Genomic DNA, 13,852 nt, shown 5'->3' on the forward strand with positions numbered 1-13,852 from the left:
TATGAAATTTGAAAAAAAAGATTCTCAAACTAATAAATCAAAATACCATCAACATTTAACTTCTAGTTTAAATTCAGTTAAAAAACATTTCAATAAAATTATTCATCCATTTAAAACTTTTAAACAAAATAAATTTTTTAAATTTGATTGAGAAAATTTTTATAAAAATGTTAAATACAAAGAATTTTCAGATGGCACTAAATTAAGAATTTCAGCTGAAATTAATGATATTCATTTAAGTTTTACCAATCCAGCACGTCCTGGCGAAAAAAATAAAGTTTTGCGTGGTCCTTCAATTGAAATTTATGAAGGAAAAGTACATTCAATAATTGGTGAATCTGGTTCAGGTAAAAGTGTGCTTACATCACTTTTATATGGACTTACTGGAGAAAATGCCGTCATTGATTCAGGACAAATTAAGTTATATAACAATCATGTTGAAAATTTTACATTTCGAGATTGAGAAAATTCCCGTTATCGTGGTAGAGTTGTTTCAGCTGTGTTTCAAAATCCAATGTCCACTTTAAATCCAACTATGAAAGTTGGACCTCAGATTATGGAAGGGATGTTAATTAATAAAATTGTTAAAACTAAAAAAGAAGCTTATGAACGTGCAGTTAATTTTTTAAGAAAAACTAAAATTTCAGATCCTGAAGCAGTAATGAAACTTTATCCACATGAAATGTCAGGTGGAATGATTCAACGGGTTGTTATTGCATCCATTGTTGCTCTTGAACCTAAAATTTTAGTTATGGATGAGCCAACTACAGCTCTTGATCCAACAGTGCAAGCATTAGTGCTTGATGTTATTAAGGATTTGCAAAAAGAACTTAAATTATCAATTGTTTTCATCACTCATGATTTAGGAGTAGTTGCTTCAATTAGTGATTATATTTCAATTATGTATGCTGGGCAAATCATTGAGGAGGGAACTACTCGAGAAATTTTGAAAAACCCACAACATCCTTATACTTGAGGGCTCATTTCTTCAATGCCTGATGTTAATCATGGAAGCAGACTTGCTACTATTAGAGGGAGTGTTCCTTCCTCACTTAACAACATTGTAGGAGATGCTTTTGCTGTTAGAAATGATTATGCTTTAGATATTGATTTTGTGCAAGAACCTGATTTTTATTATGTTTCAGAAACTCATAAAGTTAAATCTTCACTACTTGATAAAAGAGCTCCTAAATATCAGCCACCAAAATTAATTAAAAAATTATGAGAGGAGTTTTCAAATAATAAATAATGAAATTAACTAGTAAAAAAGAAATTCCAAGTAAAAATTTTATTTTAGATGAACAAAATTCTTTATTTGGAACTGATGATCAAGGCAAAAAATTTATTTTAAATAAATCCAAAAATATTTTTGGATTTCCAAAAACTGAATTGCGTTATCTAGTTGATGGAACTGAAGATATGCTTACTCCAAAACATAATGAAGATATTTTGGTAAAAATTCGTAATGTTGATGTTACTTATGGCACAGGTTCTAAAGCTTTTAAGGCAATTAAAGATTTAAATTTAAATATTTACAAAGGTGAAGTTTTAGGTCTTGTTGGAGAATCAGGTTCAGGAAAGTCAACTACTGGAAAAGCATTAGTAGGTTTAATTCCATATTCATTTGGAGAAATTAAATTACTTGAAGAGACTTTACCAAAAAAACTTAAACGAGGTTTTAAGTTTGGTAAAAAATTAGAAGAATATAAACGTATTGATAATTTTTTAGTAAATAAAGTTCAAATGATTTTTCAAGATCCTGCTAATTCACTTAATCCACACATTAATGTTGAAGCAGTTGTTTCTGAAGGGCTTGAAAACACCAAAAATGCTCGTGAAATTCATTTATATAATATTGATCAGGTTACTTTAAAGGAAACTTTTGCACTAATTTCTTCACAAGCAAAAAAAAGTGTTTTTACTAAAAAATTGTTTAATAAGTATAATTCAGACATTGCTATTGATGATAAAAATGGATATGATACATTATATGTTAGTTTAAAACAATTGCTTGAACAACATCCAAAAGAAACAAAAGCTTATGATTATTTGATCAATTCAATTGTTTATCGTAATGAGCAAGCTAGTTTATCTGAAAATAAATGCAAGAAAATTTTAGTTAAAGAAATTTTAAAAAGTGTTGGACTTGATGAATCAGTTTTACGTCGTTATCCACTTGAATTTTCAGGAGGTCAACAACAAAGAATTGGGATTTCAAGAGCGGTTGTATTACGTCCTCAATTACTTGTAGCTGATGAACCAATTTCAGCTCTGGATGTATCAATTCAAGCACAAGTTGTTAATATTTTCAATGAATTAAAGGAAAAATTTGATTTAACAATTTTATTTATTGCTCATGATTTAAGAATGGTTGAATACATTTCTGATCGAATTGCAGTTATGAACAAAGGTACTTTGCTTGAAATTGGAAAAACAGAAGAAATTATGAAAAACTCATTACATCCATACACTAAATCACTTCTTGATGCTGTTCCTTCAATTGAATCAACTCAGGGAAGTTTAGTTGGATATGTGTATGACCCAAAAATGCACAATTACAGCAAAGATGTACAACCACAATGAATTAAAATAAATGATGATCATTATGTACTTGGTACTCATAATGAAATTGAAAATTGAAAAAAGGGAATTTATTAAAATGCATAAGTACAAGTGGATGAGATTATTTTTGATAACTTCAGTTATGAGCACTGTTAGTGCAGCTGGATGTGAAATTTCAAAAGAAAACACCCCCTCAAATAAAACTCCTAATCAGTCTGCAGCTCAAATAAAAGAATCTGTTGATGAAAAAACAAGCGCAGATAATTCAACAAATAAAAAAGAACAAATCGATAATCAAATTAATGATAAAGATAAAAATGATATTAAATCCAATCAACTTAATATTGAAAAACAATTGTTAAATGATTTAGCAAAAGTAAAACTTAATTTTACTGAATCAATTAATGACAATGATAGTTTAAAAATATTAAAAAGATTTTGACAAACTAAATCTCCTTATGAAAATTATATTCCAAATAAAAATGAAATTCCAATAATAACTCGAATAAAAGGTAAAGAATTAGGAAAATTTATTGAAATAAAAATTCCAGAAGAAGTCCCTGAAAATTTTGAAAATGATGATCAATTAAGTAGTTTTGAAAGAGCAACTAAAAACAAACTTATTAAATTAAGAAAAGACATACAAAAAAAATTTTTCAAAGAAAAAATAGCTCCATTTGATTCTAAAACTAAAGTTTGAGATTTTGACAATTCAGTTACAAATGATTTAACTAAATTTGGACCAATAGTTATTAAAATTTCAATGTTACTTTATACAGTTGATTATGCTATTAAAAATAATTTTTTTAAATCATATGTTTTTGATATTTTAAATGGTAAATATATAACAGAAACTGAAAATGCAAAAGAAGATACAGACAAATTTTTTAAAATCGCCAGTTTAAAGTATGGAAGTTTAGGAAGTTTGAAAGATTCCAAGCCATATGCTTTTGCTCATAATTTTATGTATTTAAAATATAACTATGATCAAATTATTAAACATGCCCATGAAAGCTCTTAATATTGAATAACATAAAAAGGGATGCCTTCCCTTTTTTATTTTTATAAAAAAGTTATAATTAAAACATTAATTATAATAATGAAAAATTTAGCTAATTTAATTCGCCCACAAACTCTTGATGATATTGTTGGACAAGAGCATATTAAAATACTTTTAAAAGAAGTTGTTAAAAAACAAATAACAACTAGTTTTTTATTATTTGGTGAAAGCGGGACAGGAAAAAGTTCAATTGCAATTGCACTTGCTAATGATTTAAAATTAAGTTATGGTTTTTTTAATGCAGCTACTGATTTAAAAAAACAGTTATTGGATATTTTAAATAGCAAACAAATTATCATTATTGATGAAATACATCGTTTAAACAAAGACAAACAAGATATTTTACTTCCTTATTTAGAATATGACAAAATCATTTTATATGCAACAACTACTGAAAATCCATATTTTAAGGTTAATCCAGCTCTAAGAAGTCGCATGCAAATTTTACAAATTAATAAATTAACCGAAACTGAAATTATCTTTGGTCTTGAAAAAAACATTCAAAAATATTTTCCAGATTTAAAAATTACTAAAAAATTATTAGAAAAATTAGCTCAAATGAGTGCAGGTGATTATCGAACAGCTTTAAATAATTTACAAATGCTTTCACTTTTAAAAAGTGCAGATAAACAAGTCAATGAACAAGATTTAAAAATTATCATTCCAAATATTAAATTTTATTCAGACCGTAATGGCAGTTCTCATTATAATAATCTTTCAGCTTTGCATAAATCAATTAGAGGAAGTGATGTAAATGCCACTCTTTATTATGGGCATTTAATTATTCAAAGTGGAGATTTTGATGGATTGTTTCGTCGAATGTTAGCTGCAACTTATGAAGATGTTGGACTGGCTTCTCCTACTCTTGCTTTAAAGGTTAAAACAGCAATTGAAGCCTATGAACGTTTGGGATCTCCTGAAGGATTACTGCCACTTACTTATGCATTAATTGAGCTAGCACTCTCACCTAAGTCAAATTCAGTTTATAAAGCTTTAAATAATAGTTTAAACATCATTCAAAATGGTAAAATTTATAATATTCCAAAACACTTAAAAGATGCTCATTATGCATCAGCTGTTAAATTAGGAGATGGAATTGGGTACTTATATCCACATGATTTTAAAGACAATTGAGTAAATCAAGATTATTTACCAAAAGAAATATTAAATCACAAATTTTTTGAATTTGGATCAAGTGATTATGAACAAAAACTGTCATCTTATTGGCATAATATAAAACAAAGGAGATAACTATGAAGTTTACACTAGATGATATTAACAATTTAGAAGATCTCAAAAAATGTAAAAGTTTAATTTATGGATCTAATGGTGAAATTGATTTGTTGCAACAACAAATTAAAAAAGTTTCTGCCGAACAAAAAAAACAATTAGGAATGCAAATTCATCAATTAAAAAAAACATATCAAAATTTTTTTGAACAAGCAGAAATTAAGTTAAAAAAAATCCAAATTGAACAAAAACTTAGCAATGAATTTGTGGATGTAACCAAACCTATGTCTAAAAGTGGGTCACTTAGTCCAATTTCTCTTGTTGAAAATAGATTTCGAACTTGATTTTACACTCATGGTTATTATGAACAATCATCTGGAGAAATTGTGTCTGATTTGTACAATTTTGAACGTTTAAATATTCCAGAAAATCATCCAGCTCGCGCAATGCATGATTCTTTGTATATCAATTCAAAAACTTTGCTTAGAACCCACAACACTGGAGTAACTGCAACTGTACTTGAAAAATATAGCAATAAAGAAGTGTCAACTTTTGCAATTGGAAAAGTTTATCGAAATGATGAAGACGATGCAACTCACTCACATCAATTCAGTCAAGTTGATTTTGTTTCAGTTGGGCAAGTGAGTTTTCCTAACTTAATTTGAACTCTAAAATCACTGCTTTCATATGTTCTTGAAGAACAAATTAAAATTCGTTTACGACCTTCTTATTTTCCATTTACTGAACCTAGTGTTGAAGTTGATGTTTTTTATCAAAATCGATGAATTGAAATTTTAGGAGCTGGAATGCTTCATCCTAATGTTTTAAAAATGTCTGGATTTAGTTCGAATTTTAATGGTTTTGCAGCTGGTATTGGAATTGAAAGGGTAACAATGATTAAATATGGTTTTGCTGATATTAGAGATTTATACAAAAATGATTTAAGAATTGTTAAACAATTTAGATATGAAAGATAGTTTTTTAAAAATTTTAGTTTCAGAAGGAAAAAAACCATATTTTGAAAAACTACTTAATTTTTTAAAACAAGATCAGTTTAATAATATTGTTCCTTTTCAAACTGATATGTTTAGAGCTTTTGATTTTTTTCAAATGCATGAAACAAAAGTGCTTTTATTGGGACAAGATCCATACTATAAATTAGGAGTAGCTGACGGACTTGCATTTTCTACAAAGTCCAAGTTAACACCTCAAAGTTTGCAAAATATTTTTAAAGAACTTAAAAATGAGTATCCTAACATTAAATTGCAAACTAATGATCTTTCAGGTTGAGCAAAGCAAAAAGTTTTATTGTTAAACATTTATTTAACTACTTTAGCTGGTAAAGCACTTGCACATAGACATATTGGTTGAGATCAATTTACTAAAGTAGTATGTGAATTAATTTTACAAATTAATCCCAATGTGATTGTAATTGCTTTAGGTAAAGAAGTGCAAAATTTTGTTAATTCATTTTCAATAAAACCAAAATACTATTTAAAAACTTCTCATCCAAGTCCATTTTCAGCAAATAAAGGATTTTTGGGTTCAAATATTTTTAAAAAGACCAATATTATTTTAAATTCATTAAATGAAACTGAAATTAATTGGGAATTAAAACAAGGAGAATAATGATTTTATCAATTAAACATTTAAATAAATATCTTCCAGACATATCTTTAACTTCTTCAGTTGAACAAGACTTAAATAACTTAGGTTTTGAAGTTGAATCAGTGAGTGCTTTTTCAAATGTTAAGGGATTAAAATTTGCAAAAGTATTAAAAGTTTATGATAATCCTAATGCTCCAAAACTTGATGTAGTTGAACTACAATTAGCTGATCAAAAAATTACTATTCAAACTAAAAGTAAAGTTTTAAAACAAGGAGATTTGACAATTTGTTTTCCTGAAGGTGCCAGTCGTGGAGAACAGGTTTTTGCTTCAGTTACTTTGCAAGGCTATCCTTCACAAGGAATGTTAGCATCATGAAGTGAAATTGGATACAATTATTCATTGTTAACTAATAAAGATGAAATATTAGTATTGCCTGAAAACTTTGCTTTATTAAATGAGGATCCTATTGTTAAATTAGGTCTTGATGATTTAATAGTTGAAATTTCCCCAACAACCAATCGTAATGATGCCAATAGTTACTACACTATTGCTAAGGAGTTGGGAGCTTATTATGGTTGTAAAGTTGAATTTCCTAAACTTAATATTATTCCAAATTTACAAACAAAAATTACATCAACTGCAAATAAAGCACAAGAACTAATGTTTTTTGAAGTTAAAGGAGTAAAAGAAACCACTTTAGAAGAAAAAATGCTTCTTGCAAAACATCAAATTGATACAAATTTTAATTGAGCGGTAAATTTAACTAATTTATGTTTAATTGAAACAGGAGCTCCAGCACATGTTTATGATCGTCAAAAAATAAAAAACAATTTATATTGTGATTATTTTTCAGGACAAACAACTATTTTAGGAAACAAAGAAGTTGAATTAAATAATGTTCTTACTATTTTTGATGAAGAAAAAGCAATTTCACTTGCTTGCACTATGGGTCTTGAACAAACCAAAGTTGATTTAGATAGCAATACATTTGTTTTTGAAGTTGGAGTATTTAATAGTGCTGCAATTCGTCATAACAATAAAGAAATCAAAATGCTTTCCAATTCAGGGATGCAAGGATCACGTCCAATTTCACAAGAAATAGCACACAGAGGAATAGAATTTTTACAAAATAATTGCAATGGTTTACTTTATTCATCAGTAATAGGAAAACAAGAAAAGCTCCCTAAAAAAGCGATTAATTTTGATTTTTCAATGTTAAAACTTTATGCAGGTACAAATAATATAGATCAGTTTAAATTAGCTATTAAGCAACTTGAGAGATTAGATTTTGAGTTTATCGAAAATTCTATTTTAATTCCTAATTACCGCTATGATATTGAAATTTTTCCTGATATTATTGAAGAAATTTTTCGATTTTATTCATATGATAACTTTAAAGAAAAATCAATTAAAAATAATCCAATTGTTATTAATGAAATAAATAATTTCAAAACTTTATGTTCCTTTAAAGGATATGATGAAGTAAAAACTTTTACTTTAGTTTCAAAAACTAAATCTGCTTTTAATCCTTTTGAATTTAAAGAAAGTATTCCTTTAGTAACTTTTGTTTCTAAAGAAAGAGAAATGATACGAAATTCAATTGTGAGTTCACTTCAGGAAGTTATTGAATACAATCAAAAACGAAAGTTAACTGATATTGATATTTTTGAATCAGGAATGATTAATGATAATATTTTAGTGGTAGGATTTGCAAGTACTACTAAGAGTTTTGAAATATTTAGCAAGGATATCTTAGATTTACTTGCTCTTGAAGTTCAATTTGTTCCTTTTAACAATAATGATCAAATTCATCCAAATGTTTCAGCTAAAATTATGTATCAAAATAAAATGATTGGTTGAATTGGAAAATTACATCCACAATTTGATACAACAGATGCTTACTATGCAGAATTTATGCATATTAAAGACAAAACAAATATTTTAAAATTTTCTTTGGTTAATTTAGAACCTTTAAAAATACTTGATTTGACATTTGAACTCAAACTTCATGAACATATTCAAAAACAAGTAAACTTATTACACACTCAGGCTGAAATTTTTCAAATTAAACAAATTGATAGTTTTCATAATTTAAAGACCAATACTAAATTTATTACTTTGAGAATTAGTGCAAATAATAAAGAAATAGAAAAATTGGTTAACATTTATAATAAATAAAATAAATATAGGTAAAGTATGTATAAAAAAATTAAATTACACGATACATTAGTGCAAAATGCAATTAATAATGAACTAAAACGTCAAAATGATCATGTAGAGTTAATTGCCTCAGAAAATTATGTTTCAGAAGATGTTTTAAAGGCTCAAGGAAGTGTTTTAACAAACAAATATGGAGAAGGTTATCCTGGACGCAGATATTATGGTAGTTGTGAAAATGTTGATATTGTGGAGAGTTTAGCTATTGAACGTTTGCAAAAAATTTTTAATGTTAAATATGCAAATGTTCAACCATATTCTGGTTCAGTTGCAAATGCTGCTGCAATTGCTTCAGTTGTACCTGAAAAGGGAAAAATTATGGGACTTAGCTTGTCTTCCGGAGGTCATTTAACTCATGGATACAAAATTTCTTTTAGTGGAATTTTTTACAACTCAATCACTTATGATGTTGGCCCAGATGGATATTTAGATTATGATGCAATCGAAGAACAAGCTATTAAAGAAAAACCAGATTTAATTATTTGCGGGTATTCAGCTTATCCAAGAAAAATTAATTTTAAACGTTTTCGTGAAATAGCAGATAAATGTGGTGCTAAATTATTAGCTGATATTGCACATATTGCTGGATTGATTGCAGCTAAAGTACATCCTTCACCAGTTAAATATGCTGATATTATCACATCAACAACTCATAAAACTCTTCGTGGTGCTCGTGGTGGAATTATTATGACTAACAACGAAGAAATTGCAAAAAAAGTTAATAGTTGAGTTTTTCCTGGATATCAAGGAGGTCCATTATTTCATGCAATTGCTGGAAAAGCAGTAGCTTTTCATGAAGCACTTGATCCACAATTTAAAAAATATGGAGAAGAAGTTGTAGCTAATGCTAAAAAATTTGCAAAAGCTTTTAAACAAAAAGGAGCAATTTTAATTTCAGGAGGAACTGATAATCATTTATTTTTAATAAATGTACACAAAACTTATAATATTACTGGAAAACAAGCTGAAACTATTTTAGAAAAAATTAATATAACTATTAATAAAAATTCAATTCCATTTGATACTTTATCCCCATTTATTTCAAGTGGAATTCGTCTTGGCACTGCAGCTATGACAAGCAGAGGATTTACTAAATGAGAAGAACTTTGTGATATTATTGATTTTACTTTACGTAATTATGTCGAACTTTCACAAAGCAGTAAAATTGCAGAAATTAAGTTAAATAGACTTAAAAACAAAGTAATTGGTATGTTAAAAGAATTTCCAATTAAAAAGAGTTATTTTGAATAAATTAAAAAATGAAAAAGTTATTTGCTTTTTCATTTTTTACAATAAAATAAACAACTATTTAAAACAAGATTTAACTATATTATAATTTATATATGAATTTAGTTAACAATGATAAATTAACAACAAAATTAAAAACAATTCCTCAAAAACCTGGAGTGTATCTTTGAAAAGATCAAAACGAGCAAGTTATTTATGTTGGAAAAGCTGTTAATTTGCGCAATCGAGTAAATCAATATTTAAAAGGTGGTGTTAATTCATATAAAACCTACAAAATGGTTGAAAAAATTGCAGACATTGATTTTGTTGTTTGTAAAAATGAAAAAGATGCTTTGTTACTTGAAAAAAATTACATTGAAAAGTATAAACCAAAATATAATATTTTACTTTTGGATGATAAAAATTATAGTTACATAAAAATTTTGCTTACAAATAAATTAGGAATTAATACTGTTCATAAAATTAATCATAAACATAAAAATGTTTTTTATTATGGTCCAATTACTGCAAAATACAAACGACGTGAACTTGTAAAGATTTTACAAAGATTATTTTTATACAAAGATGGATTACCAATTGTTAAATGAGATAACAATTTACTTGAAACTACATATCAACAAATAATTGATGTACTTAAACTTAAAAATAAAAATTTTATTGAACAACTAGAACACAAACGAGATCAAGCGGCAATGCAACTGAATTTTGAAATTGCAAAAGAATATCAAGATTCAATCAAGTTGCTTCAAGAAATGAAAGAAAAACAAGTTTCTGAAATTTCAAATTTAAAAAGCATTGATATTTTTTCAGTAAAAATTAAAAATGACATTGTTCATGTTTTTTTGGTATGTTATCGTTTTGGAATTCAAACTTCACATCAGTATTTTTTCTTTTGAGATTTAGGTCATTTGGGCAAAAATATTGATACAATGTTTGAAGAATATTATAAAAAAAATGAACCAGTTAAAAATATTATTTTAGACAATCAATATGAAAATGTTGAACTTGAAAATTTATTTGTAAACAAAATAATTTTTCCTAAAAAAGGAGAACTAAAAAATTTAATTGATCTTGCAAATATCAATAATGATGAAGCAATTAAAAATAAATTTACTTTAATTCAAGAGCAAAAAGAACAAAAAATGTTAGCATTAGAACAATTGAAAATTCTTTTAAGGTTAAAAAAAATTCCTCGAATGATTTATATTTTTGATAATTCTAATTTAAACAATTCATTTATTACTGGTGTTGGAATGGCTTTTGCAAATGGTGTTGAAGTTCCAGCATTAAATCGAAAATTTAGATTAGAAAATATTGATTCATTAAAACATGGCAAACATTCAGATTCAGAATATATGTTTTATACTGTTGATACTTATTTAACTATTAATAAAGAATTTTTTGCTCATCCAGATTTTTCAGATTTGTTTATTGTAGATGGTTCTAAAGCGCAAATCAGCGCTTTTAGAAAAGCATTAGCAAATCATAAACAATTTAATTATGAACAAATAAATTTAATAGGATTAGTAAAAAATGATCATCATAAAACAAGAGCAATTGTTTTAAAAGATGGATCTGAAATTGAAATTACAAACCAAAATCTTTACAACTTGTTAAGTTACATGCAAATTAAAGTTGATGAATATGCTAAAAGTTATTTCAACAAAATTTATCGTAATTCTTCATTTGAATTAAAATTAACTCAAATCAAAGGAGTTGGAGTAGAAAGTGAAAAAAAATTAATTGCTCATTTTCAAAGTTATTCAAAAATTTATAATGCATCTTTTGAGGAATTAAGTCAAGTAGTTTCAAAAAAAGTAGCAGCAGCAATAAAAAAATGACAAAAACAACAATAAAAAAAGAGTTTTACACTCTTTTTATTTAATTTTATTTGTAAATTTTGTGAAATACTATTTTTTTATTTTAAAAATTTGTTTTCCTAAGTCAACATATTGATCAATTAGATTTTTTAAATATTTAAATCCAAGATTATAAAATTGATCACTTTCCAAATCAATTCCAGATTTTTTCAAAATATTAATTGGATCATCACTACAACCAGCACTTAAAAAATTATCAATATATTCATTTAAAACAGCAACACCTTCAAGTTTATATTTAGCAAAAAAATAGTTTGCACTCAATTGACCAATGGCATATTTGTACACATAAAAATCATAATAAAAGTGAGGTACATAAATACTAGCAAAAGTGTTTTCTTGTGAGTATTTTTTATTTTTGTTTAATGAATATTTCAAACTATTTTGATAATAAATTTTACTTAAAGATTCAAAGCTAGGCGCGGCAGTTCCTTGTTCAATTGCTTTATAGAGTTCATATTCATAATTGGATCATTCTACTTGACGAAGCACAGTTCCTACAAAACCATCAATCATATTTTCTAAAATCTGAAATTTTAGTTTAATATTATTTGAATTTTCTAATAGATAATCAAATAACATTAATTCATTATAAATAGATGCAATTTCTGCAAGAAAAATTGGATAATTACTATTAATTAAATCTTGTCTTGTATCTGAAAAGTATGAGTGCATTGAATGTCCAAGTTCATGCGCTAAAGTTTCAACACTATCTAAGTCCCCTTTAAAATTCATTAAAATATATTTTTTATCGATTCCATAAGAACTTCCAATTGAGTAAGCGCCACTTCTTTTGGAATTTGCTGGCAAAAAATCAATTCAATTTTCAGTTAAAGCTTTGTTAATTTGTTCAATATATTCTTTACCAAAAGGAGCTAAAGCTTTTTGAACTATTTTTTTAGCTTCTTCAATTGAATATTCACTTTTTACATTAACTAATTTGCGTTTAGAATCTCAATTGTTATATTTTTCATTAAATTTAATTTTATAAAACTTAGCACGAAATTTTTTATATTTTAATAATATATTTTTTTGAACTGATACTTGTGAATATAATTTTTGTAAAATCTGATCTGAAACTTTATCGTTATAGGTAAGCATTTGTACTGTTGAATCATAATGGCGCAATTTAGCATGTACAGTTAATGTTTTAAAATGCTGATATAAAATATTAGCAAGAGATTCTTTATGTTTTAAAAAAGCTTGAATATAATTTTTGTAAGCTTGCTTTCTTAATTGTGAATCATTTGATTGCATAAATTTAATTCTGTTAGTTGGATTTAAAGGATATTTTTTACCTTTTGAACTTACAATTGTTCCATAATCAAGTTCACTATTTGTTAAAATTGAAAAAATTTTAGTAAGTGAAGGAGATCCAAATGCTTCTTGCTGAGCATATTCTTCAATTTCATTACTTAATTTGTGCTTTAATTCTAAAATATCATTTTCTATGTGATGTTTGTATGATTTTAATTTTGTATTTTCTTTTCAAAGTTTAATCTTTTCAATATGCAATTCAAAACGATTTATTTCAGAACCAAATTGATCACTTAATTGTTGATTTAAAAAATTAAATTCTTGAGACAATTTATTGAACTTAGGGTCAACTACATTAGTTGAAATATGATTTGAAATATAATTATGAATTTTATATTCAAGTAAAGTTAATTTTTCATGAAGTTTAATATCTTCTAAGTAATTTTCAATTGAATTGTATTTTGAGTCTTTTATAATAATTCTTTTTTGAAAGATAATTTTGTATTCATCAATTAATTGCTCAATTGTTTTTCCTTGTAAAATATCATCCAAATCAAAACGATATTTTTTTGGAATGTGATTGTATTTACTATATTGTTTAATTTTTTTATTCATAAAATCCTTAGTTATTATTAGTTATTAAATGTTGTTTAATATTTGTTAAATTATATTAAATTAATAATTAATAAAATTTAATTAAAAATTTCTTAATTTTTTATAATAAACTGTCAATTTTGAAGTTGAAAAAATGTTTTTTTTTTTTTTTTTTTTTTAGAAATTTAATTTTT

The 13,852-nt window shown here is 25.9% G+C and carries 10 protein-coding genes; 9 read left to right on the top strand and 1 reads right to left on the bottom strand.

The genetic code is table 4. The annotated features are described in order from the left end of the window. The first annotated feature begins 1 nt into the window (after position 1). The 9 genes from U744_RS0101140 to uvrC all read left to right on the top strand — a co-directional run bounded on the left by U744_RS0101140 (position 2) and on the right by uvrC (position 11,783). Entirely contained in the window at positions 2-1,249 is a 1,248-nt protein-coding gene (locus U744_RS0101140; protein ID WP_025755281.1) for an ABC transporter ATP-binding protein, read from the top strand. Beyond that, positions 1,249-2,658 carry an ABC transporter ATP-binding protein gene (locus tag U744_RS0101145; protein ID WP_025755282.1) on the top strand — a complete coding sequence of 470 codons (1,410 nt, stop codon included), beginning with the start codon at positions 1,249-1,251 and terminating at the stop codon, positions 2,656-2,658. Before U744_RS0101140 ends, U744_RS0101145 begins: the two co-directional genes overlap by 1 nt. 1 nt (position 2,659) lies before the next feature. Further along, the gene (locus tag U744_RS0101150) at positions 2,660-3,583 is read left to right on the top strand and encodes a hypothetical protein (protein ID WP_156921606.1); all 924 of its coding nucleotides are present in this window, start codon (positions 2,660-2,662) and stop codon (positions 3,581-3,583) included. A gap of 78 nt (positions 3,584-3,661) precedes the next feature. Beyond that, positions 3,662-4,873 carry a replication-associated recombination protein A gene (locus U744_RS0101155; protein ID WP_025755284.1) on the top strand — a complete coding sequence of 404 codons (1,212 nt, stop codon included), beginning with the start codon at positions 3,662-3,664 and terminating at the stop codon, positions 4,871-4,873. A 2-nt stretch (positions 4,874-4,875) separates the two neighbouring features. Then, complete coding sequence (pheS, locus tag U744_RS0101160) at positions 4,876-5,829, top strand: phenylalanine--tRNA ligase subunit alpha (protein ID WP_036431665.1); 954 nt, start codon at positions 4,876-4,878, stop codon at positions 5,827-5,829. Continuing rightward, complete coding sequence (locus U744_RS0101165) at positions 5,819-6,481, top strand: uracil-DNA glycosylase (protein ID WP_025755286.1); 663 nt, start codon at positions 5,819-5,821, stop codon at positions 6,479-6,481. Before pheS ends, U744_RS0101165 begins: the two co-directional genes overlap by 11 nt. After that, on the top strand, positions 6,481-8,640 hold the full coding sequence (locus U744_RS0101170) for a phenylalanine--tRNA ligase subunit beta (protein ID WP_025755287.1): 2,160 nt from the start codon (positions 6,481-6,483) through the stop codon (positions 8,638-8,640). The genes U744_RS0101165 and U744_RS0101170 overlap by 1 nt, the downstream gene beginning before the upstream one ends. An 18-nt stretch (positions 8,641-8,658) precedes the next feature. Continuing rightward, a complete protein-coding gene (gene glyA, locus U744_RS0101175) occupies positions 8,659-9,930 on the top strand; it encodes a serine hydroxymethyltransferase (RefSeq protein WP_025755288.1) in 1,272 nt (423 codons plus the stop codon). Positions 9,931-10,022: 92 nt separating this feature from the next. Next, complete coding sequence (uvrC, locus tag U744_RS0101185; RefSeq protein WP_025755289.1) at positions 10,023-11,783, top strand: excinuclease ABC subunit UvrC; 1,761 nt, start codon at positions 10,023-10,025, stop codon at positions 11,781-11,783. Between the two features lie 54 nt (positions 11,784-11,837). Here the strand turns inward: uvrC and pepF are convergent, their stop codons facing one another. Further along, a complete protein-coding gene (gene pepF / locus U744_RS0101190) occupies positions 11,838-13,679 on the bottom strand; it encodes an oligoendopeptidase F (RefSeq protein ID WP_051449488.1) in 1,842 nt (613 codons plus the stop codon). Positions 13,680-13,852 lie beyond the last annotated feature (173 nt).

Origin of the sequence: Mycoplasmopsis cricetuli ATCC 35279 (genome assembly GCF_000526955.1) — a bacterium.
GTDB classification, from domain to species: Bacteria; Bacillota_I; Bacilli_A; order Mycoplasmatales; family Metamycoplasmataceae; genus Mycoplasmopsis; species Mycoplasmopsis cricetuli.